The sequence below is a fragment of the Roseateles oligotrophus genome (assembly GCF_025717515.1).
In the GTDB taxonomy this organism is placed as follows: Bacteria; Pseudomonadota; Gammaproteobacteria; order Burkholderiales; family Burkholderiaceae_C; genus Paucibacter_A; species Paucibacter_A oligotrophus.
Genome location: NZ_JAJIRN010000001.1, coordinates 208,735 through 234,076, shown reverse-complemented (window position 1 = coordinate 234,076; position 25,342 = coordinate 208,735). Strand labels below are relative to the sequence as shown.

The 25,342-nt window shown below is 63.0% G+C and carries 23 protein-coding genes and 1 tRNA gene; 13 read left to right on the top strand and 11 right to left on the bottom strand.

Translation table 11 applies throughout. From position 1 onward, the window contains the following. Positions 1-137: 137 nt before the first annotated feature. From LNV07_RS01180 to LNV07_RS01150, 7 genes are all read left to right on the top strand, one after another. Positions 138-1,028, top strand: a complete 891-nt coding sequence (locus LNV07_RS01180) for a dienelactone hydrolase family protein (protein WP_263569347.1) — start codon at positions 138-140, stop codon at positions 1,026-1,028. Continuing rightward, positions 1,025-1,609 carry a GNAT family N-acetyltransferase gene (locus LNV07_RS01175; RefSeq protein WP_263569346.1) on the top strand — a complete coding sequence of 195 codons (585 nt, stop codon included), beginning with the start codon at positions 1,025-1,027 and terminating at the stop codon, positions 1,607-1,609. The genes LNV07_RS01180 and LNV07_RS01175 overlap by 4 nt, the downstream gene beginning before the upstream one ends. A gap of 77 nt (positions 1,610-1,686) precedes the next feature. Then, positions 1,687-2,247: a DUF2975 domain-containing protein gene (locus LNV07_RS01170; RefSeq protein WP_263569345.1), complete on the top strand. Its 561-nt coding sequence runs from the start codon at positions 1,687-1,689 to the stop codon at positions 2,245-2,247. Next, positions 2,247-2,474 carry a helix-turn-helix domain-containing protein gene (locus tag LNV07_RS01165; protein ID WP_263557509.1) on the top strand — a complete coding sequence of 76 codons (228 nt, stop codon included), beginning with the start codon at positions 2,247-2,249 and terminating at the stop codon, positions 2,472-2,474. Before LNV07_RS01170 ends, LNV07_RS01165 begins: the two co-directional genes overlap by 1 nt. After that, entirely contained in the window at positions 2,471-3,079 is a 609-nt protein-coding gene (locus LNV07_RS01160) for a hypothetical protein (RefSeq protein ID WP_263569344.1), read from the top strand. The genes LNV07_RS01165 and LNV07_RS01160 overlap by 4 nt, the downstream gene beginning before the upstream one ends. Then, the gene (locus tag LNV07_RS01155; protein WP_263569343.1) at positions 3,067-3,735 is read left to right on the top strand and encodes a hypothetical protein; all 669 of its coding nucleotides are present in this window, start codon (positions 3,067-3,069) and stop codon (positions 3,733-3,735) included. The genes LNV07_RS01160 and LNV07_RS01155 overlap by 13 nt, the downstream gene beginning before the upstream one ends. Before the next feature lie 47 nt (positions 3,736-3,782). Continuing rightward, a complete protein-coding gene (locus LNV07_RS01150; protein ID WP_263569342.1) occupies positions 3,783-4,580 on the top strand; it encodes a hypothetical protein in 798 nt (265 codons plus the stop codon). Here LNV07_RS01150 and LNV07_RS01145 read toward each other — a convergent pair. Next, complete coding sequence (locus LNV07_RS01145; RefSeq protein ID WP_263569341.1) at positions 4,571-6,325, bottom strand: acyl-CoA synthetase; 1,755 nt, start codon at positions 6,323-6,325, stop codon at positions 4,571-4,573. The genes LNV07_RS01150 and LNV07_RS01145 overlap by 10 nt on opposite strands. A 97-nt stretch (positions 6,326-6,422) precedes the next feature. On the opposite strand from LNV07_RS01145, the gene arsC reads away from it, so the two are divergent. Next, positions 6,423-6,788: an arsenate reductase (glutaredoxin) gene (gene arsC / locus LNV07_RS01140; protein ID WP_263569340.1), complete on the top strand. Its 366-nt coding sequence runs from the start codon at positions 6,423-6,425 to the stop codon at positions 6,786-6,788. 7 nt (positions 6,789-6,795) lie between these two features. On the opposite strand, the gene LNV07_RS01135 is transcribed toward arsC, so the two are convergent. Continuing rightward, the gene (locus tag LNV07_RS01135) at positions 6,796-7,275 is read right to left on the bottom strand and encodes a GNAT family N-acetyltransferase (RefSeq protein WP_263569339.1); all 480 of its coding nucleotides are present in this window, start codon (positions 7,273-7,275) and stop codon (positions 6,796-6,798) included. Between the two features lie 87 nt (positions 7,276-7,362). Between LNV07_RS01135 and LNV07_RS01130 the strand changes: the two genes are divergently transcribed. Next, the gene (locus LNV07_RS01130; protein WP_263569338.1) at positions 7,363-8,274 is read left to right on the top strand and encodes an alpha/beta fold hydrolase; all 912 of its coding nucleotides are present in this window, start codon (positions 7,363-7,365) and stop codon (positions 8,272-8,274) included. Here the strand turns inward: LNV07_RS01130 and LNV07_RS01125 are convergent. Both LNV07_RS01125 and LNV07_RS01120 read right to left on the bottom strand, forming a co-directional pair. Further along, the gene (locus tag LNV07_RS01125; protein WP_263569337.1) at positions 8,229-8,546 is read right to left on the bottom strand and encodes a DUF4212 domain-containing protein; all 318 of its coding nucleotides are present in this window, start codon (positions 8,544-8,546) and stop codon (positions 8,229-8,231) included. The two genes, LNV07_RS01130 and LNV07_RS01125, sit on opposite strands and share 46 nt — an antisense overlap. Positions 8,547-8,599: 53 nt before the next feature. Further along, on the bottom strand, positions 8,600-8,893 hold the full coding sequence (locus LNV07_RS01120) for a YggT family protein (RefSeq protein ID WP_263569336.1): 294 nt from the start codon (positions 8,891-8,893) through the stop codon (positions 8,600-8,602). Between the two features lie 180 nt (positions 8,894-9,073). Here LNV07_RS01120 and prfB point away from each other — a divergent pair. The 4 genes from prfB to LNV07_RS01100 all read left to right on the top strand — a co-directional run bounded on the left by prfB (position 9,074) and on the right by LNV07_RS01100 (position 14,107). Then, positions 9,074-10,178 (top strand): peptide chain release factor 2 gene (gene prfB, locus LNV07_RS01115; RefSeq protein WP_263569335.1). Its coding sequence is split into 2 segments (ribosomal slippage): positions 9,074-9,154 and positions 9,156-10,178, totalling 1,104 coding nucleotides; the frame shifts between segments, so codons are not numbered across the junction. A 94-nt stretch (positions 10,179-10,272) separates the two neighbouring features. Then, on the top strand, positions 10,273-12,957 hold the full coding sequence (gene pepN / locus LNV07_RS01110) for an aminopeptidase N (protein ID WP_263569334.1): 2,685 nt from the start codon (positions 10,273-10,275) through the stop codon (positions 12,955-12,957). Positions 12,958-12,993: 36 nt separating this feature from the next. Continuing rightward, positions 12,994-14,010 (top strand): class 1 fructose-bisphosphatase, encoded by a 1,017-nt coding sequence (locus LNV07_RS01105; protein WP_263569333.1) that lies wholly within the window; start codon positions 12,994-12,996, stop codon positions 14,008-14,010. 21 nt (positions 14,011-14,031) lie between these two features. Then, a tRNA-Thr gene (locus LNV07_RS01100) sits at positions 14,032-14,107 on the top strand. A 179-nt stretch (positions 14,108-14,286) separates the two neighbouring features. Here LNV07_RS01100 and LNV07_RS01095 read toward each other — a convergent pair. The 7 genes from LNV07_RS01095 to aceE all read right to left on the bottom strand — a co-directional run bounded on the left by LNV07_RS01095 (position 14,287) and on the right by aceE (position 25,310). Then, positions 14,287-15,795, bottom strand: a complete 1,509-nt coding sequence (locus LNV07_RS01095; protein WP_263569332.1) for an LruC domain-containing protein — start codon at positions 15,793-15,795, stop codon at positions 14,287-14,289. Continuing rightward, entirely contained in the window at positions 15,792-16,265 is a 474-nt protein-coding gene (locus tag LNV07_RS01090; protein WP_263569331.1) for a hypothetical protein, read from the bottom strand. The genes LNV07_RS01095 and LNV07_RS01090 overlap by 4 nt, the downstream gene beginning before the upstream one ends. 154 nt (positions 16,266-16,419) lie before the next feature. Further along, positions 16,420-16,776 carry an NAD(P)-dependent oxidoreductase gene (locus LNV07_RS01085; protein WP_458296239.1) on the bottom strand — a complete coding sequence of 119 codons (357 nt, stop codon included), beginning with the start codon at positions 16,774-16,776 and terminating at the stop codon, positions 16,420-16,422. A 117-nt stretch (positions 16,777-16,893) separates the two neighbouring features. Beyond that, positions 16,894-18,687 (bottom strand): serine hydrolase, encoded by a 1,794-nt coding sequence (locus LNV07_RS01080; RefSeq protein WP_263569329.1) that lies wholly within the window; start codon positions 18,685-18,687, stop codon positions 16,894-16,896. 359 nt (positions 18,688-19,046) lie between these two features. Then, complete coding sequence (gene lpdA, locus LNV07_RS01075; protein ID WP_263569328.1) at positions 19,047-20,852, bottom strand: dihydrolipoyl dehydrogenase; 1,806 nt, start codon at positions 20,850-20,852, stop codon at positions 19,047-19,049. A gap of 12 nt (positions 20,853-20,864) precedes the next feature. Continuing rightward, positions 20,865-22,520, bottom strand: a complete 1,656-nt coding sequence (gene aceF, locus LNV07_RS01070) for a dihydrolipoyllysine-residue acetyltransferase (RefSeq protein WP_263569327.1) — start codon at positions 22,518-22,520, stop codon at positions 20,865-20,867. A gap of 81 nt (positions 22,521-22,601) precedes the next feature. Continuing rightward, positions 22,602-25,310 (bottom strand): pyruvate dehydrogenase (acetyl-transferring), homodimeric type, encoded by a 2,709-nt coding sequence (gene aceE / locus LNV07_RS01065; protein ID WP_263569326.1) that lies wholly within the window; start codon positions 25,308-25,310, stop codon positions 22,602-22,604. Positions 25,311-25,342 lie beyond the last annotated feature (32 nt).

Here is a 25,342-nt window from a genome sequence, read left to right as displayed (position 1 = left end):
AAGTTTATCCAATTTTCAGTAAATACTGAAATATCAGTAAAAAGAAACATCCACCGTGCTGCCAAGACCTCGTCAGCCGAGCCACAAGATGCTCATCAATAATCGCGGCCATGCTCGGCTTTAGCTCACCCCTCTCGATGTCTTCACCTATCCAATCTCTTGCAGGCTTGGCCGCATTGCTGCTGGGCCTCGGCGCTGGCGGCGCCCAAGCCACACAAGCACAAGTGCAAGTCCCCAGCCTCGACCAGCGCGAAGGCCAAGCCCTGCCTTTGATCGGCCATTGGTTTGCGGCCAAGGCAGCAACGAGCGCCAAGCCGGCGCCAGCCGTCCTGCTGCTGCACGGCTGCGGCGGCCCCTACGACAAAAAAGGTGGTTTGTCCGAGCGCATGCTGGATTACGTCAGCGTGCTCAACGCCGAAGGCTGGCACGCCTTGGTGCTGGATTCGCTGACGCCGCGCGGCGAAAAAGAGTTGTGCACCCAGAAAATCGGCACGCGCGCCGTCACCATGACCGAGCGGCGCCGCGACACGTTTGGCGCGCTGCAATGGCTCTCGGCCCGCCCCGAGGTGGACGCCCAGCGCTTGGCGCTGCTGGGTTGGTCCAACGGCGGCAGCACCGTTTTGGCGAGCAGCAACACCCAGCACCCCGAGGTCAAGGCGGCCACGGAAAAGGCGCTGAAGCCACGCGCCGCCGTGGCCTTTTATCCAGGCTGCGAGGCCGATTTGAAGCGCGGCTATTCGCCCAGTGCGCCGCTTTTGATTCTGAGCGGAGGCAGCGATGACTGGACGGCCGCCGCCCCTTGCCAGGCCTTGGTCAAAGCGTCCGAAACCTTGAGCTTGGCGAAGCCGCAAATCAAGGTCTACCCCGGCGCCTTCCACGGTTTTGACTCGTCGGCGCCGGTGCGCCTGCGTGCCGACGTCCCCAACGGTGTCACGCCCGGTGCGGGCGTTCATGTCGGCGGCCAGCCCGCCGCGCGCGAAGCCTCGCGGCAAGACATGCTGAGTTTTTTACGGGAACAGCTGAAATGACGAACGCCGTCCCATTGCAACTGCGCAGCGAGCGGCTGCTGCTGCGGGCGCCATCGGCCGCGCTGGCGCCGGCCGTCAATGGCTTTCAGATGCGCAATCTGGCCCATTTCGCGCCCTGGGACCCGCCTTATGCGGCCGACTATTTCGAACCCGAGGGAGTCAGCGCTCGCTTGGACAAGGCCGAACAAGACTTTGCCGCCGGCAACGCCTTCGGTTTCTGGTTCAGCCGCCTGGAGAAACCCGCCGAACTGATCGGCAAGGTCAATGTGACGCAAGTCAGCCGCGGGCCATTCCAGAGCGCCTCACTCGGTTACGCCATCGATGCCCAAGCACAGGGCCAAGGCCTGATGCATGAGGCCTTGCAAACAGTGATCGCGCTGATGTTCGCACCGCCCGTGCGCCTGCACCGCCTGCAAGCCGCGGTGCGGCCGGAGAACCGCGCCAGCTTGGCGGTGATGAAACGCCTGGGCTTTGCACATGAGGGCCTCAGCCGGCGCTACTTGTTCATCGCCGGCGCCTGGCGCGATCACGAGACTTTTGCGCTGATCAACCCGGACTGGGGTCTTGACGAAGCCCCCTGAATCCATCGATTCGGCTATTTACAATAATTTATTATTGTTTTACAGTAAACAATTATTGTATTTGCTGAATCATGTTCATGGACGAAAAGCCCCATCAAGACAGAGACAAGCTTGGCCGCGTGCGCAGGCTGAGCTGGTGGGTGCGGCTTTTTTGCCTGCTGGGTGGGCTGGCCTTGCTGCTCGTCCCGGCAATGCTGTGGAGCCAGCCCGAATGGTTGGAATCGGTCGCGCGCAAGAACTGGCTCACCAACGGCGCGCCTTTGCAGCTCGACGCTGGCAGCCGTTTTTGGGGCTGGCTGAGCAGTTGTTTGCCGGGCGCCGTCTTGCTGTATGCGCTCTGGCAAGTCTGGTCGCTGTTCGGCTACTACCGGCGCGGCGAAATTTTCAAAACCGGCCCCGCCACTCATTTGCGCAGACTCGGTGCCGCGTTGATGGTGAACGCCATCGCGCAGCCGCTCTCGACAACCTTGGCCGTGCTGGCCTTGACGCTGGGCAACCCGGTCGGCCAGCGTCAACTCGTCCTGGCCCTGAGTCTGGAGCAATACTCCAGCTTCGGCTTTGGCCTCGCCGTCTTGGTCATCGGCATCGTGATGCAAGAAGCGGCGCGGGTGGCGCAAGAGAACGCGGAGTTCGTCTGATGCCGATTCAAGTGACGCTGGACGTGATGCTGGCCAAGCGCAAGATGCGCTCGCGCGAGTTGGCCGAAGCGGTGGGCATCACCGAGGCCAATTTGTCGCTGCTGAAATCGGGCAAGGTACGCGGCGTGCGCTTCGACACGCTGGCCGCCATCTGCCAGGCGCTGCAATGCCAGCCCGGTGAACTGCTCATTTATCTAGACGGACCCGAGTTGCCGCCGCAAGCATGATGAGCTTCGAAGCGGACGCCGCGCGAAGCCGGCGCCAACTCGCCCTGCTGCCGCTGCTGGCCTTGCTGCACCTCGCGATCGGGCTAGGGCTGGCCGCCCATTGGCGGCACAGCAAGCCAGCGCTGCAGGCCACCGAGCGCATCGAGCTGCGCTTGCTGGCGGCACCGCTTGCAACCAAGCCGCCGCCAATGCCGACTGCGGTTCAGCCCCGGACAACGGCCCGCATGCCCTTAACCACGCCCAAGCCAACCGATATGCAAGAAAGCACGGCGCCCTCGCTGGCGTCCGAGCCCTTGGAGGCGGCGGCTTCGGCGCCTGCGGCTCCCCCAGCGGCCTTGTTGGTCATCGCCCCCGGCCTCTTGATCAACACCGAGGCCACCCGGCGCGCGCTGCGCCAAGCCGGTCGCAGCCCTTTGCTCTCGGAGCGCGCGGCGACCGCGATGGGCGACGGCCCGCCACTCGAACGATCCGAGTTGCTGGGCCAGGAATTCAGGAAGGCCGGCAATGGCGACTGCTTGAAGGGCGAGTTTGCAGGTGGCGGGGCGGGCATCTTGAGCCTCCCGTTTTGGCTGCTGGCCGAAGCACGCGGCAAATGCGCAAAATGACACAGGCTTCGCGCAACTATCTGAACCAACGCTCGGTCGCTGCACGCTGGGGCTGGCTGCTCGTGCTGCTGCTGCACCTCTTGATGTGGGCTTTGCTGCGAGAAGTTCGGCGCCATGAGTCCTTGCCGCCTGAGTCGAAAGTGAGCAGTGGCTGGCTGATTCCTATGCCGCCATTGCTCACCAAGAAGCATCGGCCCGAACAAGCTGAGCCGCTGCGACCACGCTCGGCGCCCAACCCAAGAACCAGCAGCCTCGCCTCGCCAACCCTGGCGCCCCTGCCGCCCATCGGTATGACCGCAAACGCGGCCGACATCAGCGCAGGCAAAGCGCCCGAGGCCAGCCCGATGGAGCGCGGCCCGGAGCGCTTGAAGCTTGGCCTGCCGGCCAGGCCGGCCTCCGCAGCGCAGAGTACGCCGGCGCAGATGGCGGCAACCGACCCGCGCGGCAACTCGCACCGCCCCGATATGGGCGAGCGCATGGCCGCAGCACTCGGCAGCGACCCCAGCCTGCGGGAAGAAATCATTGCCCCGGGGCACCGGCGCTTTCGCCAGGGCAGCACCTGCCTTGACGTCCAAGACACCCGCAACTCGCAGTTGAACCCCTTTGACGAGAACGCCCGCATGGGCGCCAAGCTGGTGTCCAAGTGCAAAGAATAGCCCGCCCCGATTCGCCCATTTTCCCGACCCAAACAGCCATCGCCCCTATGAAACTATCGACTCGATCAATGCTCCTCGGCGCCGCCATGATGGCGCTGTCTCACTCCGCGGTTCAGGCCCAGGACAGTCCCGCGCAAGCAACCGAAGTGCTGGACGCCGTCTCCGTCAATATGAAGCGCGACAGCAGCATTCAGCCCTACGGCCGAATGAACGAAGTGCTGAGCATGGTGCAACGCTACGGGCAGGGGCTGTTCCGGCTGGAATTCAAGTTAGAGGCCAAGGACCCCAAAGTGCCGCTGCCGGCAAGCCCGAAGCTGGCGGTGATGCATGCCGACGCCTATGTGCCGATTGCCTTCAAGGCCGACAGTACGTTCGAGTTACCCGTGCTGCCCAAAGAGCAGGCCAAAGACGCAGAGATCGCCAGCAATCTGGTCAAGGGCACGGCCAAGATGAGCGGCAAGCTCATATTGACCGTCAAGCCCGAACAGCTCGATATGGCGACGGTGCGAAAAATCATGAAGACCGCCAGAACCATGCGCAGCGAGATCCTGCCCTGGTATTTGCGCTGGGCTTTTCCGCAGATCGAAGGCGTGCGGGTTTGCAGCACTCAAGCAAACTGGGAGCTTGAGTGGCCCGACGCAAGCACGGCAGGTCAGTTGCTGAGCGTAGCGCTGAGCGCCGACGGCAAGGATATGGATCCCGAGGAAAGCGGCGCAGCCAAAAAACCACCCTCGACCCGCCGCCAATGCAGCACCATCACCGGCGAAGAACGCTGGCCCGACAACGCCCGCCTAGTGGCGCCGGGCGACGCGAGCCTAAGCGTCAGACTCAGCACTCAGTCTTGAGCCAAAAGCTCACGGGTTTGGCGCTTCGCGCGCAGGCCCTTGAGCCGGGCGCGCGCCTCCTCTTGCAAGCGCAGCACGCGCCGCTGCAGCTTGCCGGTCGTCGTCATCGGCAGTGCATCTATGAACTCGATCTCCTTCGGGTACTCATAGGGCGCCAAGGCCGCACGCACATGGTCTTGCAACTCGGCCACCAGCGCGGCCGACCCGAAGTGCCCAGGGCTCAAGACCACATAGGCCTTGACCAGATTGCCGCGTTCGGCATCGGGCTTGGGCACCACCGCAGCATTGGCAACCGCCGGGTGTTTGATCAGGCAATGCTCGATTTCTCCGGGGCCGATGCGGTAGCCGGCCGACTTGAACATATCGTCGCTGCGGCCCTCGTACCAAAAATAGCCCTCGGCATCCATATGTGCCCGGTCGCCGGTGCGGCACCAACTGTTGCCGGCATCGCCGCAGAACTTTGCTTTTGAAGCGGCCTGATTGCCCCAATAACCCAGGAAAAACACCGGATCGAGTGCCCCTTGCACATCGCGCCGATGCACCGCCACCTCACCGCTGACGCCTGGGGGGCAGGTCTTGCCCTCTTCATCGATCACCGCCACCCGGTGGCCCGGAAAGGCGCGCCCCATGCTGCCTGGCCGGGCCGGCCAGAAGCGACTGCAATTGCCCACCACATAGTTGATCTCGGTCTGGCCGAACATCTCGTTGACCATAACGCCGAGTTGCTTTTGACAATAGGTAAAGACCGCGTCGCCGACCGACTCGCCGGCGCTCATGATGGCCTGCAGCTTGAGCTGGTAGCGCTTGCTGGGCTGGGGCACCGCCTTCATCATCGCCTTCAAGGCGGTGGGGAACAAAAAACTGTGCGTGACGGCATGGCGCTGCATCAACTCAAAGGCCTTCTCGGGCGCAAAGCGGCCCTGGCAAGCAACGATCGTGCGGCCGAAATAGAGGGTCGGCAGCAAGGCATCCATCAAGCCCCCCGTCCAGGCCCAATCGGCCGGACTCCAGAACACCGCGTCCGATGGTTTGCCCGGCTCGGCAGGATCAAAGCCGAACCAATTCTGGCTGGCGATAAAACCGCTCAAATTGCCGATCAAAGCGCGCTGCGGAATCAGCGCACCCTTGGGGTCGCCGGTGGTGCCGCTGGTGTAGATCAGCAGCGCCGCCTCATCCGCCTTGGTCTGCACCGCCGTGAAACGGGCCGGCTCGGCCTGCAGTGCCGCCATCCAGCAAACCTCATGCTCGCCCTGGGGCTGACCGCCTACCGTGATCAAGGTTTGCAGTGACGGGCACTGGGTCCGCAAGGCCTGCAGCAGCGGCAGCCCCACCTCGTCGGCAATCGCCAGCAAGGCGCCGCTGTCGCGCAGTCGGAATTCCAGCGCATCTGCGCCAAAGAGATGCGTCAGCGGCATCGCAATAGCGCCGAGTTGGCTGATCGCAATATGGGCGACGACGGTCTCAAAGCGCTGCGGCAGCACGATGGCCACCCGGTCGCCACGCCCCACACCGCGGCGCTGCAAGGCGTTGCTCAGACGATTGGCGGCGCGTTGCAACTGGCCATAGCTGTACTGGGCGCGGCAACCGCTGTCGCTCTCGAAAATGATCGCCAAGGCATCCGGCGTGTCGCGTGCCCAGCGGCCGCAGCAGACCTCGGCCAGATTGAACTCGGCCGGCACCTGCCAGTGAAAACCGGCATGCAAGGCGGCATAGGAATCATTGGATTGGACAACAAGGTTTTCCATCGAGTTCCCTTTATGCAGCGCCAGCGAGTCGGCCATGGTAGCCAGGGAGTGCCGAAAGGCACTCATGGAATGCCCTTGGTCAAACTAAACTGCGGCGATGAATATTCAGCTGATTCACAACCCCCGCTGCTCCAAATCACGCGAGGCCTTGAGCCTGCTGCAAGCCGCCGGCCACACCGTCGAAGTGATTGACTACTTGAAAGCCCCGCTGGCGCTGGCCGAGCTGAGCGACTTGCAACAAAAGCTCGGCCTGCCGGCCCGCGAGTTGCTGCGCAGCGGCGAAGACGAGTACGCCGCGCTGGGCTTGGCACGCCCGGAGCTGAGCGACGCCGAACTGCTAGCCGCCATTGCCGCCCACCCCAATCTGCTGCAACGGCCCATCGTGATCAAGGGTGAGCGGGCGATGATTGCACGGCCGCCCGAACTCTTGAATCGCTTCTTGCTTGAATCTGAATCGCCTTGAACCTTCTTCAGGCCTTGAAACGTTTCAGCGCATCCCCACTGAGTCGGCAGATCCGCCAGTCGGGCATCACGCTGGCGCCCATGTTTTCGTAGAAGCGAATCGCGTCTTCGTTCCACTCCAGCACGCTCCACTCGAAGCGGCCGTAATCGCGATCAACGGCGATCTGCGCCAAGCGGGTCAGCAAGCCCTTGCCCAAGCCCGTGCGTCGGTGCGCGTGACGCACATACAAGTCCTCGAGATACAGCCCGGGTTTGGCCAAAAAGGTGCTGAAGTTGGTGAAGAAGAGCGCAAAGCCGACCACCTCCCCCTCAATCTCACCGACCAAGGCCTCGACCACCGGCTTGGGGCCGAATAGATAGGGCGCCAGCTTGTCGGCGGTCAGCGCCAGCATATGGGTGAGTTGCTCGAACTCGGCCAAGTCGCCAATCAGGCCGACGATGGCCGGCACATCGCGTGGCTCGGCGGGACGTATGGTGTATGAAATCATGGCGGCGATTTTGCCTGGGATTCGAATCATTCCCCCTGTCACAAAGCCGACAGCCAACCCTTCTGACGCCGGGCTACAGTTCGCCGCATGACTGCGCCCACCTATTTTGCCCGCCGCCCTCACCAAAGCCGCTTCACCCTGCTGCGCGGCTTGCGCCACCATGTCTTGCAATGGGGCGGCAACGACGAGCTGGACGCCAATTTGCCGCCATTGCTGATGTTGCACGGCTGGATGGACGTGGGCGCTTCGTTCCAGTTTGTCGTCGATGCCTTGCAAGAACAGGGGCGCCGCGTGATCGCTCTCGACTGGCGCGGCTTTGGCTTGAGCGCCGGCAGCGGCAGCGACGCCTATTGGTTCCCCGACTATCTGGGCGACCTCGACGCCTTGCTGGACGCCGTCAGCCCCGAGGCTCCCGTCGACCTCCTGGGCCACAGCATGGGTGGCAATGTGGTGATGAGTTATGCCGGCGTACGCCCCGGCCGGGTGCGCCGTTTGATCAATCTGGAGGGCTTTGGTCTTCCGCAAACGCAAGCAGAGCAAGCTCCGGCCCGGCTGACGAAATGGCTGGATGACTTGAAGACGCCGCAAGAGCTGAAAAGCTACCCCGATCTTGCGGCGGTGGCCGCAAGACTGATGAAGACCAACCCGCGCTTGAGCGAGGCCAAGGCCGCTTGGCTGGCGCCGCATTGGTCACGCGAGTTGGACGGAGCCCGGCATATCTTGGCCGACGCCGCGCACAAGCGAGCCAACCCGATGCTCTACCGCAAGGACGAAATCCTCGCCACTTGGGCACGCATAGAAGCCCCATTGCTATGGGTCGAAGGTGCTTGCACCGATCTGAGTAAATTCTGGGGCTCGCGTTACCCGCGCAGCGACTTCGAGAGCCGACTGGCCGTGGTGCCGAATGTGCAGCGTGAGGTGCTCGCCGACGCCGGACATATGCTGCATCACGATCAACCGGAAGCGCTGGCCGCCTCGATCGAGGCTTTCTTGGCTTGAGCCCGGTGGGCGTCATCGAGCTTGCGCATGGCGTGGGCGTAATAGGCGATCAAAACGCAATAGAGCAACACAGCGCCCTGCGCGGCCAGCCAAAAACTGAAGGGCCAGCCAAAGAAGCTGAAGTTCAGTTCGCGAGCATAGAAGGTGCCGCCAAACGTGACCAGCGCCCAAATCAGCAATAGACCGAAGCTCAGGCGACGGCTACGCTGCCAATAAAAGGCGTCAGCGGCGACCTGCGCCGGCGCGCCCCATGTCTTGTCGGGAACTTTCATTTCATCCTCTTGCTTGGCCAAGCTGGCTCAACCTTGATCAACATTTGGTGACCTCACCGGCATTGCGCCAAGCCCACGATCAGGCAATAACGCAACTTCAGCCCCGTCGCGAGCAACCATAACAACAGCAGCAGCGCCACCAGCAGCCAACGCAAACGCCGCTCACCCAACCCCGGGCCGAAGCGTCGCAGGCCCGCCAGCAGCGGCGCAGTCAGCCATTGCAGCAGTCGGTAGACCGAATTGCGCGCCCGTGCCTGCCCCGCCAGCAAAGCCAGCAAGCCCTGGCCGGCCAAAGCCATCAGGGCAATCTCGACCCACATCTTCAAGGCGCTAGCGAATATCAACATCGGCGCGAGTGTGCCGCAATCAAGCCGCTTGCAACAGGCTGAAAGCCCTCATTCCACCCTCCTCGGCGCGACCTGCCGCGGCCGTGTGAAAATAGCGGACTCTGGACGGTCGAGGACAGCCGCACTTCAGCGCGCTCAAACATCATCCGCACACGACCGGCTCCGCAAGGAATAAAGAATATGGACATCGAACACATCAACGCCATTGGCGCCTCCCTGGCCGATCTGACAGCGCGGACCGCCGCGCTAAGGGGGTATCTTTGACTACGACCGCAAATCACTGCGCCTGAACGAAGTCAACGCTGCACTCGAAAACCCCAGCGTCTGGAACGAGCCCAAGCGCGCCCAGGAGCTGGGCAAGGAAAAGCGCACACTGGAGAACGTGGTCGAGACCATCAACCACCTCGACAGCAACCTCGCCGACAACAGCGAGTTGTACGAGATGAGCAAGGCCGAGGACGACTTTGACGGTCTGCTCGCCATCGAGGGCGACGCCGCCAAGCTGAACGAGATCGTCGAACAGATGGAATTCCGGCGCATGTTCAACAAGCCCGAAGACCCGAGCAACTGCTTCATCGACATCCAGGCCGGCGCCGGCGGCACCGAGGCCTGCGACTGGGCCGGCATGCTCTTGCGCCAATACCTGAAGTACTGCGAACGCAAGGGTTTCAAGACTACGCTGGAAGACGAGTCCAGCGGCGATGTGGCCGGCATCAAGAGCGCCACCATCAAGGTCGAGGGCGAATACGCTTTCGGATTGTTGAGAACCGAAACCGGCGTGCACCGACTGGTGCGCAAGAGTCCCTTCGACTCGGCCGGCGGGCGCCACACCAGCTTTGCCTCGCTGTTTGTCTACCCGGAAGTGGATGATTCGATCGAGATCGACATCAACCCGGCCGATGTGCGCACCGACACCTTCCGCGCCTCGGGCGCCGGCGGTCAGCACATCAACAAGACCGACTCGGCAGTGCGTCTGACCCACATTCCGACCGGCATCGTGGTGCAGTGCCAAGACGGCCGCAGCCAGCATGGCAACCGCGATGTGGCCTGGAAGCGCCTGCGCTCGCGCCTGTATGACTTCGAAATGCGCAAGCGCATGGAAGAGCAGCAAAAACTCGAAGACACCAAGACCGATGTGGGCTGGGGCCATCAGATTCGCAGTTATGTGCTGGACCAGAGCCGCATCAAGGATCTGCGCACCAACGTCGAAACATCGGCCACCCAGAAGGTTCTGGACGGCGACCTCGACCTCTTCATCTCCGCCAGCTTGAAGCAAGGCGTCTAAAGGCGACTGAATCGCCCCAAAGCGTCATCAAGTCACTCCGACTCCGTCTCCTTCGAGCGGAGTTTTTTTCGAATACCACCCAAGGATGCCCGCCATGCGTGAAGGCACTGCCACTCTGATTCGCCGCGAAGACTATCAAGCTCCCGCGTTCTGGATCCGCACCGTTGACCTGACCTTTGATCTGGACCCGGCCAAGACCCTGGTCACCGCCAAGATGGCGCTGGAGCGCAATAGCGCCGTCGCCCACGGCCCGCTGCGGCTGCACGGCGAAGCGCTGAATGTGCTGCGCGTGCTGATCAACGGCGAGAGCGTGTCCTTCCGTCAGGACGGCAATGAGCTGGTGATCGACAACGCGCCGGACGCCGACTTCGCGCTCGAGCTGCGCAACACCTGCGCGCCCGACAAGAACACCACGCTGAACGGTCTCTACACCTCGGGCGGCAGCTTCTTCACGCAATGTGAGGCCGAAGGCTTTCGCCGCATCACCTATTTCCTCGACCGCCCCGACGTGATGGCCGTCTACACCGTGCTGCTGCGCGCCGACAAGGCCAAGTATCCGGTGCTGCTGTCGAACGGCAATCTGCTCGAAAGCGGCGAGCTGCCGAACGGCCGCCACTTCGCCAAATGGCATGACCCGTTCCCGAAGCCGAGCTATCTGTTCGCGCTGGTGGCGGGCGACCTGGTGGCGCGCGAGCAGCGCGTACGCACCCGCGCCGGCAAGGATCATTTGCTGCAGGTCTATGTGCGCCGCGGTGATCTGGAGAAGACCGAACACGCGATGAACTCGCTGATCGCCTCCATCGTATGGGACGAAGCGCGCTTCAATTTGCCGCTTGACCTGGAGCGCTTCATGATCGTCGGCGTGTCCGACTTCAATATGGGCGCGATGGAAAACAAGGGGCTGAACATCTTCAACACCTCGGCGCTGCTGGCCTCGCCGGCCACCGCCACCGACGCCGACTTCGGCCGCATCGAGTCGATCGTCGCGCATGAATATTTCCATAACTGGACCGGCAACCGGGTCACCTGCCGCGACTGGTTCCAGCTCTCGCTGAAAGAAGGCCTGACCGTCTTCCGCGACCAGGAATTCAGCATGGACATGGCCGGCGGCGCCTCCGCCCGCGCGGTCTGCCGCATCCAGGACGTGCGCAATCTGCGCAGCGCGCAATTCCCCGAGGACTCCGGCGCGATGGCCCATCCGGTGCGCCCGGACAGCTACGTCGAGATCAACAACTTCTACACCACCACGATCTACGAGAAGGGCTCCGAAGTCGTGCGCATGTACCAGACCCTGGTCGGACGCGCCGGTTTCGAGGCCGGTTTGAAGCTGTATTTCGAGCGCCATGACGGCCAGGCCGTCACCTGCGATGACTTCGCCGCCGCGATTGCCGACGCCAACCCCGGCTCGGCCCTAACGACCCGACTGGACGCCTTCAAGCGCTGGTACTCGCAAGCCGGCACGCCTCATGTGCAAGCGCGCGGAGCCTACGACGCGGCCGCCCAGAGCTACACGCTGACGCTGAGTCAACATTCACCCGCCACGCCGGGCCAGCCCGACAAATTGCCGCAGGTGATCCCGGTCGCGATGGGCCTGCTCAGTCACGAGGGTCAGGCCTTGACGCTGCATTTGCAGGGCGAGGCCGCAGCAATCGGCGCCGAGCATGTGCTGGTGCTGGAGCAGCCCGAGCAGAGCTTTGTCTTCATCAATGTCGCCTGCGCACCCGTGCCTTCGCTGCTGCGCGGTTTCTCCGCGCCGGTGATTCTGGATGACGGCTTGAGCGATGCCGAACTGCTGGTGCTCTTGCAGCATGACAGCGACGCCTTCAACCGCTGGGAAGCCGGCCAACGCCTGAGCCTGAACCGCATCCTCGCGGCGCTGCGCAGCGGCGCAGCGCTGCAACTCGATGACGCCTATCTCGGCGCGATGCGCGCGGTGCTGCGCCATCCGCAGTTGGACGCCGCTTTCAAGGAATTGGCGCTGACCTTGCCGGGCGAAGGCTATATCGCCGAGCAGGTCGAGATCGTCGACCCGCAAGCCATTCATGCGGTGGTCGAGTCCGCGCAGAAGCAAATGGCCGCCGCCTTGCGTGAGGACTGGATCGCGGCCTTCGAGGCCAATCAAGTCATGGGCGGCTACACGCCGGACCCGGTCTCCAGCGGCAAGCGCGCGCTCGCCAATCTGGCCCTGAGCATGCTGGTGCTGGAGGCGCCCCGCGCGCAAGACAGCGTCTGGCCTGGCCGCGCCTATCAGCGCTTCAAGGATGCCGGCAATATGACCGACCGCCTGGGCGCCCTGGCGGCCTTGGTCAATGCCCATGCCGAGTTGGCCGACAGCGCCTTGGATCGTTTCCACGAACTGTTCAAGGATGACCCCTTGGTGGTAGACAAATGGTTTGCCTTGCAAGGCCGCGTGCCGGAGCAGGACGGCAAGACATTTGCTCGCGTCAAGCAATTGACCAAGCATGCCGACTTCACATTGAAGAACCCGAACCGTGCGCGCAGCCTGCTGTTCTCGCTCTGCATGTACAACCCGGCGGCCTTCCACCGCGCCGATGCTGCAGGTTATGTTTTCTGGGCCGAGCAGGTCTTGGCGCTGGACGCCATCAACCCGCAAATCGCCAGCCGTCTGGCCCGCGTGATGGACCGCTGGACCACCTTGGCCACGCCTTATCGGAGCGCCGCGCTCGAAGCGATCCGTCGCGTCGCCGCCAAGGCCGATTTGTCCAATGATGTGCGCGAAGTCATCAGCCGCGCGCTGGCCTCGGTCACTGCCGCTTAAACAGCTTTCTGCACCCTAACTCTGAATGTCCTCATCATGACCCGACGCATCAGCCTGACCCAATACCTGATCGAACAGCAGCGCGAACATGGCCAGATCCCGCAGGAGCTACGGCTCCTGATCGAGGTGGTGGCGCGCGCCTGCAAGCGCATCTCCATCAGCGTCACCAAGGGCGCCTTGGGCGAGGTGCTGGGCACGGCCGGCAGCGAGAACGTGCAGGGCGAGATCCAGAAGAAGCTCGACATCATCGCCAACGAGGTCTTGATCGAGGCAAACGAATGGGGCGGCCATCTGGCGGCGATGGCCTCCGAGGAAATGGAAGGCATTCACGTCGTGCCCAACCGTTACCCGCAGGGCGAATACCTGCTGATGTTCGACCCGCTGGACGGCTCATCCAATATCGACGTCAATGTCTCGATCGGCACGATCTTCTCGGTCTTGAAGAAGGCCGAGGGCGGCAAGGGCGTGTCGGAAGACGACTTCTTGCAGCCCGGCACCGCGCAAGCGGCAGCCGGCTACTGCGTCTACGGCCCGCAGACCACGCTGGTCTTGACCTTCGGCCAAGGGGTGGCGATGTTCACGCTCGACCGCGAGCAAGGCTCCTTTGTGCTGACCAGCGAGGGCGTCAAGATCCCCGAGGACACCAAAGAGTTCGCCATCAATATGTCGAATATGCGCCACTGGGACGCCCCGGTAAGCCGTTACATCGACGAAGCCCTGGCCGGCAGCACGGGCCCGCGCGGCAAGGATTTCAATATGCGCTGGATCGCCTCGATGGTGGCCGATGTGCACCGCATCCTGACCCGTGGTGGTGTGTTCCTCTACCCCTGGGACAAGCGCGAGCCCAACAAGGCCGGCAAATTGCGGCTGATGTATGAGGCCAACCCGATGGCCTTCCTGGTTGAGCAAGCCGGTGGAGCCGCCACCAACGCTCGCCAACGCATCATGGACTTGCAGCCAACACAGCTGCACGAACGCGTCGCCGTTGTGCTGGGTTCGAAGAAGGAAGTTGAGCGCGTCACCGCCTATCATCTCGAGGCTGGCAAAAAATAAAGCTAGAATCATAGGCTTGATGCCGGTGTAGCTCAGTCGGTAGAGCAGCTCATTCGTAATGAGAAGGTCGGGTGTTCGATTCATCTCTCCGGCACCAATAAAAACAAGCACTTAGCCCAGACTAACCCTCTGGGCTTTGTTGTTTCTGGGGCTCATGTATCACTTCTATCTGCTGGGTCAGGACTTGCGCGGCGTCACGATGGAGCGGGAGCGGGAGCTGGCGCGGCTGAGGCAGTGGCAAGGTTGAATGATTGCCGCCAAGCTTGCCAAAACAGGCTAGCCATCCCAGGCCCATGCCCCCAGGTCGAACACCTTGCCACTGTCGGGGTACAGAAACCAATCAAGGTCGGTCTGGCCGCCCGAGCTCAGGTAGTTGCGCAGGCGCGGATAGGCCAGCCCCAGGTCGGTCTCTTCGCAGGCATGGCGCCAATTCGGCGGCAACATCAAGGCATAGGGGTAGCCGTTCGCATCGCGCAGCAGCGGGTCGATCACCCGGCCGCTGTGCTGGACCAGCAGATAGGGCGTGGCCGCGCCAATGCTCGCCGGGTCCAGCGCCTGCTCCAGCTGCACCGAGAGCCTCATATGCGGGGCTTGTTTCGGCGCAATGCCGCATTGGGTATTGACGTTCCAGCCACTGACGATGCCGAAGGCCGTGCCGCTGTTGTCGATCGAACCAAAGGCCTGCGCCTGCAGCATGCCCCCGCTCAAACTGGCACTGCAGGGGGCGCTGCCTGCAGCGCCCGGCAATTTGCGCTGACAGTTGATCACGCCGGATCCGGGCACGGGCAGGCGGAAGTTCCAATCGAGCTGGTATTGGGCCCCATCGGCCAGCAGGTAGGCCTCGGCCTCGATGCGCATCACTAGGCCGGAGAAGTCCAGGCCCAGCTTGTAGCGAAAGGCCACCACCGCATCGTTGAAGTCATAGTCGCCGCGATCGGGATAGTTGTCCTCATAGGCCACGTAATACCAATCGCTCGCCGAAGGGTAGTAGCTCCAGGCCGATGGAGATGTGACCGAAGCGCTGTCGTTGGAGACGATGCCCTCGACGGTCTCCACCGCAGGCGCGCTGGCGCGGAAGTCGCTGCTCTCCACCAGGGTGGTGTTGAGGAACAGCGAGTCCGTCCGATTCAACAGCGCCAGATCTTCAAAGCCGCCAGAGAAGTCATAGAAATTTTCGGGCTCATTCAGCGCCTTGTTGACCGCCAGCAACTCGATCGACAAGACCGCCGAGCTGGCACCCAGCAGGCTATCGGGCACAAAGATATCCAGCGTGCTGTCGAAATGCTGCTGCACATCGTTGGACCCGGTGATACGGCTGGAGCCCCCTTCGCCCAGCAGGGTGTAGTACTGAGATCGCTGCTGGCTGCCGGCTTTGGCCAGCAGGGCCTGGGTGGCGCTGCGGTAGTCGGTGTAGACCCGCGTCTCATTGGGCCAAGTCACCGTCAAGCTGACCTTGGCCAGTGTGACGCCCTGGGCCGACGAGTTCTCCAGGCCCTTGTTGTTCTCATTGATATCGACGCCGAGGCTCAAGAAATTCCGCTGGCTGCCGGTCGAGTAATCGCGGTGATCCAGCCGCAACTGCTCGAGTTGGGCCACCGTGATGGCCGCATTGCCCGAGGCCCGCAGCAAGTTGATGCTACCGCGGCCATTGGCGGCGATCACATCCGACAGACGCACCGAACTGACCTGGGCCGCCGCAAGCCCTCCCCAAAGCAGGCAGAGCAGGCAGAAAAGGCGCCGACCCAGGCTGTTCCAGAAGGTCGCAGGAATGAATGGGGTCTTCATGGCAGGCTCCAGGTGGCGCTGACCGAACCAGCGCTGTTGTACAACTCGTAAGCGACCTTTTGAACCGCGACGGGAACCTGAATGCGGGGCGGCCGCCCCTCGGCCCGCCAGGGCCCGAGCCAGAGCAGGCTAGGCGTGCTGGAGCCGGCATAGGTGACCGTCACCTTCAGATAGGTTCGCCCCGGCGCGGCCGGCAGGCCTTGTGCCGTCTGCGCAATCTGGTCCTGCGGCATCGACAGGGGGCCGCGGTAGGTCTCAGGCACTGCGGCACTGAGCTTTTGAGCGCTCAATGCGCTGCTCAGCGGCGCCGAGCTGCTGGCGGCATTGGCGGCACTCGGGGTGCTGGGCGCGTTGCCTCCCGCGTCACCACCACCGCCACCGCAAGCGGTCAACAAGAGCAGCATTGCGGCGGCGCAGCCATGCCCAGCGCGCGCCGACCGGCGCAAGGGTTTGATGGGAAGAGATTTCATGCTGGCTCCGGTCTGCTTGCGATGGCTCATTGAATCGCAACAGCCGAGCTGAATCGTGACCAGATTGCAATTTCTGGCCCGTCACCGCCCCCCTCTGGCAGGGTCACGCCTGGCAAGGTCAGGTCTTGCCGGGCAGCATGAGGGCGCTGCGGCCTCAGGCCGCCGCGCGCGCGGGCCGGTTGATGGCGTCCGGAGGCAACTCGCCGCGCAGAGCGGCGAGGATGTTGTCGGCGGCACGGTGCTCAATGGCCTGGCGCACAAGGCTCACCGCCGAGCCCAGATGCGGCGTGAACAGGGTGTCGCTGCGCGCCAGCAAGGCGTTTGAAATCTGCTGCGGCCGGTCGGCAAGCGCCCAGTCTTCGCACTCAAACACATCCGCCGCATAAGCACCCAACTGACCTGACTCCAGCGCCGACAGCACCGCCGCCTCATCCACCACCGAACCGCGCCCGATATTGATCAATAGTTGGCCCCGCTTGGCCCGTAGATGGGCGGCCGCGAAGGCGTGCATGAGGCGGTGGCGCAAGGCCTGGGCCTGGGCCAGGGCGTGGCGCCGCTGACCTGCCTTGGGCGGGAGTTGCCCCTCTGCGGCGTCTTCACTTGCCCCGCCCGTTTTGCCTGGCCTGGCTCAGTCCTTGCGCTGCGCAATCGTGGCGCTGCCGCTTTGGCGCAATGCCAGTTGGCTGTAGCGCCCGCTGGCATCGGGCAAGAACTCGACACTGAAGCCGTTGCGGCCCTTGACCTCGAAACGACTGCCGCGCAGACCCAGCAGCTCCGACGGCGCGCCGGCCCGACCGCCCAGGGTCAGCACACCATCCGGGCGCAGCGTGACCGTCATCTCATTGCTGCCGATCGCATAGACGCCGGCGAACTTGGCCAGATAGGCCTGGTCCTTGAAATGCCGATCGGGTAAACGCTTGAACTCGATCGCCTTGACGGCCGGCTCCAGCTCGACGCGCAGCTTCTCCACATCTCCTTCAAAGTTGGAGAGAAACTGCACACGCACCTCGCTCAGCTCAGAGAGCTTGTCTTTCGGCGTCTGAAAGACCTCGTAATGCCAATGGGGCAGCGCCGCCTTCATGTCGTTGTATTGCAGTGCCAGGCCCTGCGCCCCCGCGCCGGCGCCGGCAATGGTCAGAACGCCGTAACCCGGATGCTCATACTCGCCCTGATATTCGGCCAATTCGAGCGCGGGCTTGGTGCCGGGTTTGCCGGTGTTGATTTGCTGCGTCTCGGCCGCCTTCTCGGCGGCTTGGGCCTTCAGGTAGTTGCCATGCAGGCGCGCCGTCCAATCCACTGGCGGCATGCCCAGCAGCCTGTCAATGGCGGCATAGAGGATCACATCGCGCATCGCGCTGGTGCCGACGTTGACGGTCGCGTAGACGCCGATATTGCGCCCCGGCACAAAGCCCAGGGTCGTCGCCGCACCGGGCATATTGCCGCCATGATCGACCAAGGTCACACCGCGGTAATTGCTGACAAACCAGCCCATGCCGTATTGCGGGCTATTGCGCTCGGGCCACAGGCGCGAGTCAGGCAGGGTCATCTGGCCCGAGGTCATCGCGCGCAAATCGCCCGAGGTGATCAAGGTCTTGCCTTTGTAGCTGCCATCGGCGGTCAGCATCAGCAAGTAATTGGCCATGTCCCGGGCGTTGGAGTTCAAGGATCCGGTCGGCCCCATCGCATCGATGTGCGTGTAGGGCTTGGCCTGTGGCCGCTCCTCATTGTCCAAGGTGTAGCCGCTGCCATGGTCCGGCGACTTGAGCAGATCCTTGATGCTGAAATTGATGGCGTTCATGTCCAGCGGCTTGAGCACCTTGTCGCTGACCAGCGCTTCCCAACTGCTGCCGGCGACCTTGCCGCCCAGGTAACCCGCCGTCATATACATCAGGTTGTTGTACTGAAAGCGGGCGCGCGGCTCGGCGCTGAGTTCGAAATGGCGCACGCGCTTGAACAGGTCTTCGCGGCTGAGTTGGCTGTTGAACCAAACGGCATCGTGGCGAGGCAGGCCGCTGCGATGGGTGACCAGATCGCGCACGGTGACGGTCTGGGTGGCGTAATCGCTGTGCAGGCGGAAGTCGGGCAGATACTCGCGCACCGGCTCGTCCCACTTGATCTTGCCGTCACGCACCAGCGTGGCCAAGGCAGCGACGGTGAAGCTCTTGGTGGTGCTGGCAATCGGCTGCAGCGTGTGCTCGGTCATCGGCAGCTTCTTCTCGATATCGCGAAAGCCGTAGCCGCGCGCGAGCACAACCTTGCCGTCTTTGACGATAGAAATAGACAGGCCGGGCACCTTCCACAGCGCCAGCTGTTCGGCGACAAATGCGTCCCAATCGGCGAACTCGGGAGGCAAAGGCGCTGTTGTTTGCGCTTGTGCCGCGAGGCTGAGCAGGCAGGCGGCGCTGAGAAGCAGTAATTTCATGGGGCTTGTTCCTGACAAAGGGATTCAGTCAGATTGACTTGAGGATTTCAAAGCCCGCCAGGGTAGCGGAGCGGCGAGCATGCCACCAGTGCTTGTGGACATGGGCTGGGTTTTCCCCTGTGTTGGCCTCTACCCCAATATCGCAGGGAACCCGACGCGCAGCGGCGGGCGGTTTCACAGGGGTGATTTCTTTGCCTTCTTTCTTGTTCGAACAAGAAAGAAGGTCGCCTGCCGGGGCGAACTCCCGGCTCGGTGGTGGCGGAGCAACCACTCCAGCAAAGAAAATCCGACAAACCAGCAATAAAGCAAAAGGCCCGGATCGTTGCCGAGCCGGGCCTTCAAGGGGGAGAACTGAACGTCTACTTCCGCGTCGGCGGCAGATCCGTACAAGACCCATGCGCCACTTCCGCAGCCATGCCGATGCTCTCGCCCAGCGTCGGGTGCGGGTGGATCGTCTTGCCGATGTCCACCGCATTCGCGCCCATCTCGATCGCCAAGGCGATCTCGCCGATCATGTCGCCGGCATGGGTGCCGACGATACCGCCGCCGAGGATCTTGCCGTGGCCGTGCGCTTCCGGCGAATCGTCGAACAGCAACTTGGTGAAGCCTTCATCGCGGCCATTGGCAATCGCGCGGCCCGACGCCGTCCACGGGAACAGGCCCTTCTTGACCTTGATGCCTTGGGCCTTGGCCTGGTCTTCGGTCAGGCCGACCCAAGCCACTTCGGGGTCGGTATAGGCCACGCTCGGGATCACGCGGGCGTCGAACTGGCTCTTGGCCAAGTTGGCGTCCCCTAGCTGCACGCCGGCCGCCACTTCGGCCGCGACATGGGCCTCGTGCACCGCCTTGTGCGCCAACATCGGCTGGCCGACCACGTCGCCGATGGCGAAGATATGCGGCACATTGGTGCGCATCTGCACATCGACATTGATGAAGCCGCGATCGGTGACGGCGACGCCGGCCTTCTCGGCCGCAACCTTCTTGCCGTTGGGCGTGCGGCCCACGGCTTGCAAGACCAGGTCGTACAGGCCTTCACTCTTGACCCCGTCCAGCGTCTCGAACTGCACCTTGATGCCATCGGGCGTCGCCTCGGCACCCACCGTCTTGGTCTTCAACATGATGTTGTCGAAGCGCTTGGCATTGAGCTTTTGCCAGACCTTGACGAGGTCCCGGTCGGCGCCTTGCATCAGGCCGTCGAGCATCTCGACCACGTCCAGGCGGGCGCCCAGCGTCGAGTAGACGGTGCCCATTTCCAGGCCGATGATGCCGCCGCCGATGATCAGCATCTTCTTCGGCGTGCCCTTCAATTCAAGCGCCCCGGTCGAGTCAACAATGCGCTCGTCTTGAGGCAGGAAAGGCAGGCGCACCGCTTGCGAGCCGGCCGCGATGATGGCTTGGCTGAAGTGGATGGTCTTCTTGGCGCCGGTCTTGTCCTGCGCGCCGCCGCTGGTTTCTTCGACCTCGACATGGTGCGCGTCGATGAAGGAACCATAGCCGCGCACGACCGTGACCTTGCGCATCTTGGCCATCGCGGCCAGGCCGCCGGTCAGTTTACTAATGACCTTTTCCTTGTGGCCACGCAGCTTGTCGACATTGACCATCGGCGCGCCGAAGTCAACGCCCAGATCACCCAGATGCGAGACCTCGTCCATCACCGCCGCCACATGCAGCAGCGCCTTGGACGGGATGCAGCCGACATTCAGGCAGACGCCACCGAGTTGGGCATAACGCTCAACCACAATGACCTTTAAACCCAGATCGGCCGCACGGAAGGCGGCCGAATAGCCACCGGGGCCGGCGCCCAGCACCAGCAAATCACAGCTGAGGTCGGCGCTGCCGGCGTAGGCTGCGGCGGCAGTCGGGGCGACCACAGGCGCAGCAGCGGGGGCAGGTGCTGCCGGGGCGGCAGGAGCCGCAGCCGCAGCATCGGCGCTCTCCAGCGTCAGCACCAAAGTGCCCTGATTGACCTTGTCGCCGAGCGAAACCTTGATTTCTTTAACCACGCCGGCATGCGATGAAGGGATCTCCATCGAGGCCTTGTCGCTTTCGACCGTGATCAGGCTTTGCTCAAGTGCCACCTGGTCGCCGGGCTTGACCAGCAGCTCAATGACGGCCACATCCTTGACGTCACCGATGTCAGGTACCGTTACGTTTATCAATGCCATGTTCAGCTCCGATCAGAGAACGATGCGACGGAAGTCCGCCAGCAAGGATGCAAAGTAAACATTGAAGCGAGCCGCAGCCGCGCCGTCGATGACGCGGTGATCCCAGCTCAGGCTCAGCGGCAACATCAGGCGCGGCTGGAAGGCCTTGCCGTCCCATTTCGGCTCGATCTGGCTCTTGCACACACCCATGATGGCCACTTCGGGCGCATTGATGATAGGGGTGAAGTAGCGCCCACCGATGCCGCCCAGCGACGAGATCGTGAAGCAGCCGCCGCTCATCTCGGCCGGGCCCAGCTTGCCGTCGCGCGCCTTCTTGGCCAGCTCGCCCATCTCCTGGCTGATCTGGAAGATGCCCTTCTTGTCGGCATCCTTGATCACCGGCACGACCAGGCCATTCGGCGTGTCGGCCGCAAAACCGATGTGGTAATAGCTCTTCAGCACCAGCTGATCACCGTCCAGCGAGGCATTGAACTCGGGGAACTTCTTCAAGGCCGCCACCGCCGCCTTGATCATGAAGGCCAGCATCGTCACCTTGACGGCCGCCGGGTTCTTCTCGTTTTCCTTGTTCGTCGAGACGCGGAAGGCTTCGAGCTCGGTGATGTCGGCATCGTCATGGTTGGTGACATGCGGGATCACGACCCAGTTGCGATGCAGATTGGCGCCGCTGATCTTCTTGATGCGCGACATGTCTTTGCGCTCGACCGCGCCGAACTTCTCGAAATCCACCTTGGGCCAGGCCAGCAGGCCGGGGAAGGCGCCACCCGTGGCTGCTGCCGACGCGGCTGGTGCGGACGCTTTTTGCGCCAGCGTCTGCACCGCACCGGCCATCACCGACTTCACAAAGCCTTGTAAATCGATCTCCTGGATACGGCCATGCGGGCCACTGCCCTTGACCTCGGCCAGCGGCACGCCTAACTCGCGCGCTTGACGGCGAATGCTGGGGGACGCGTGGGGCAGCTTGGTGTTGAAAACGGTCGGCTCATGCGCGGCCACAGCGGCAGTCACTACGGCTGCAGCGGCGGCAACGGGTGCAGCGACGGCAACGGCAGGCGCGGCTGCCACCGGGGCAGCGGGAGCGGCAGCCGGTGCTGCAACAGCGCCGCCCTTCACTTCCACGATCGCCAGCAAGGAGCCCTTGGCGACCTTGTCGCCGAGCTTGACCTTCAACTCCTTGATCACGCCGGCATGCGAGGAAGGAATCTCCATCGAGGCCTTGTCGCTCTCGACGGTGATCAGGCTTTGCTCGACCTTGATGGTGTCGCCGACTTTCACAAACACTTCGATCACCGCGACCGACTCGAAGTCGCCGATATCGGGCACGAAGACCTCGACCAGCGAGCTGGCTGCGGGGGCAGCAGCAGGCACGGCGGCTACCACGGGCGCGGCGACCGGTGCAGCGGCTGCAGCCGGGGCTGGTGCTGCCGCTTCTCCGGCAGTCTCCAGCAAAAGCACCAAGCTGCCTTCATTGACCTTGTCGCCGATGGCGATCTTGATCTCCTTGACGACGCCGGCCGCCGAACTGGGGATCTCCATCGAGGCTTTATCGCTCTCGACGGTGATCAGGCTTTGCTCCAGCGCGACCGTATCGCCCACCTTGACCATCAACTCGATGACGGCCACATCCTTGACGTCCCCAATATCGGGAACCTTGACTTCTACCAATGCCATGTTTTTTCCTAGCTAGTTGGTGACAGAGCTACTCGCTACGCTCGGGCGGTCTGCCACGCAAGTCCGTCAAATTCGCTGCGCTTATGCGTAAAGCGGGTTGATCTTGTCGGCTTTGATGCCGTACTTGGCAATCGCCTCGGCCACCTTGGCCTTGGGCAACTTGCCTTCATCGGCCAGCGAGTTCAAAGCGGCCACAACGATGTAATGCCGGTTGATCTCGAAATGCTCGCGCAGCTTGGCTCTGAAGTCCGAACGGCCAAAACCGTCGGTGCCCAGCACCTTGTAGGAGCGCCCCGCCGGCACATAAGCCCGGATCTGCTCGGCAAAGTTCTTCATATAGTCGGTCGAGGCGATCACCGGGCCACTGGTCTGGCTGAGCTGCTCGCCGACAAAGCTGACTCGCTGCGCCTCGGTCGGGTGCAGGAGGTTCCAACGCTCGGTGTCCTGGCCTTCGCGGGCCAACTCGTTGAAGCTTGGGCAGCTCCAGACATGGGCGCCCACGCCCCAGTCGGCTTCCAGCAAGGCCTTGGCGGCCTGGCTTTCGCGCAGGATGGTGCCGGAGCCGAGCAGATTGACCGTCAGTGGCTTGTCAGCGGCTTCTTCCAGCAAATACATGCCCTTCAGAATCTGCTCTTCGGTGCCGGCCTTCAGGCCCGGCATCGCGTAGTTCTCGTTCAGCAGCGTGATGTAGAAATACACGTTCTCCTGCTGCTCGACCATGCGCTTCAGGCCGCTGTGCAGAATCACGCCGACCTCATGCGCGAAGCTCGGGTCATAGCTGATGCAGTTCGGGATGGTGCTGGCCAAGATATGGCTGTGGCCGTCTTCATGCTGCAGGCCTTCGCCATTCAGCGTCGTGCGCCCCGAGGTGCCGCCCAGCAAGAAGCCGCGCGCTTGCATATCGCCGGCCGCCCAGGCCAGATCGCCAATGCGCTGGAAGCCGAACATCGAGTAGTAGACGTAGAACGGGATCATCACCCGGTTATTGGTCGAGTAGCTCGTCGCCGCGGCGATCCAGCTGGCCATGCCGCCGGCTTCGTTGATGCCTTCTTGCAGGATCTGGCCATCCTTGGCCTCGCGGTAATACATCACCTGGTCCTTGTCGACCGGGGTGTAGTTCTGACCTGCGGGGTTGTAGATACCGATCTGGCGGAACAGGCCTTCCATACCGAAGGTGCGCGCCTCGTCGACCAGAATCGGCACGACGCGCGGGCCCAGTTCCTTGTCACGCAGCAACTGGGTCAGGAAGCGCACATAGGCTTGAGTCGTCGAGATCTCGCGGCCTTCGGCGGTCGGCTCCAACACGGCCTTGAAGGTATCCAGCGAGGGCACGGTGAAGCTCTCTTCGGCCTTGACGCGGCGCTGCGGCAAGTAGCCGCCGAGGGCCTGGCGGCGCTCGTGCAGATAGCGCATCTCGGGCGTGTCTTCGGCCGGCTTGTAGTAAGGCAGCTTGGGCAGTTCGCTGTCCGGAATCGGGATGGCGAAGCGGTCGCGGATGTACTTGATGTCTTCGTCGGTCAGTTTTTTGGTCTGGTGGACCGTGTTCTTGCCCTCGCCGGCCTTGCCCATGCCGTAGCCCTTGACGGTCTTGATCAGCAGCAGCGTCGGCTGGTTCGAAACATTGTTGTGGGCGGCATGGAAGGCGGCAAACACCTTCTCGGGCTGGTGGCCACCGCGGCGCAGATCGAAGATCTCGTCGTCGCTCATATGCTCGACCAGCTTGGCGGTCTCGGGGTATTTGCCGAAGAAGTTCTTGCGCACAAAGGCGCCGTCATTGGCCTTCATCGCCTGGTAGTCGCCGTCGACCGTTTCCATCATCAGCTGCTTGAGCTTGCCGCTCTTGTCGCGCGCCAGCAGCTCGTCCCAGCCCTTGCCCCAGACCAGCTTGATCACATTCCAGCCGCTGCCGCGGAACTCGCCTTCGAGCTCCTGGATGATCTTGCCATTGCCGCGCACCGGGCCGTCCAGGCGCTGCAGATTGCAGTTGATGACGAAGACCAGATTGTTCAGGCCTTCGCGTGCGGCCAGGCCGATGGCGCCGAGCGATTCCGGCTCGTCCATCTCGCCGTCGCCCATAAAGGCCCAGACCTTGCGGTTGGCCGTATCGGCAATGCCGCGGGCATGCAGATATTTCAGGAAACGCGCTTGGTAGATCGCCATCAAGGGGCCCAGACCCATCGAGACGGTCGGGAACTGCCAGAACTCGGGCATCAGCTTGGGGTGCGGATAGCTGGACAGGCCCTTGCCGTCGACTTCCTGGCGGAAGCTGTCCAACTGCTCTTCGCTCAGGCGGCCTTCGAGGAAGGCGCGGGCATAGATGCCGGGCGCGCTATGGCCCTGGATGTAGAGCAGGTCGCCGCCGTGATTCTCACTCTCGGCACGCCAGAAATGATTGAAACCGGCGCCCAACATCGAGGCCAGCGAGGCGAAGGAGCCGATATGGCCGCCCAAGTCGCCGCCATCTTCCGGGTTCAGGCGGTTCGCCCGCACCACCATCGCCATCGCGTTCCAGCGCATATAGGCGCGCAGGCGCTTTTCGATCTCGATATTGCCGGGGCAGCGCGCTTCCTGGTCGGCGGGAATGGTGTTCACATAAGGCGTGGTGGCCGAGAACGGCACATCGATGCCGGCTTGGCGGGCATGGTCGATCAGCTGATTCAACAAGAAGTGCGCGCGCTCGCCGCCCTCCTCACCAATCACGGCGGACAGCGCGTCCAACCACTCCTTGGTTTCCATCGCATCGGTGTCGTTGGCTAGGGCGCCAAAAAATGACTGGGGCTGGGCGGACATGGGCTGAGTTCTCCGTCTGAGTGATTCGGGCC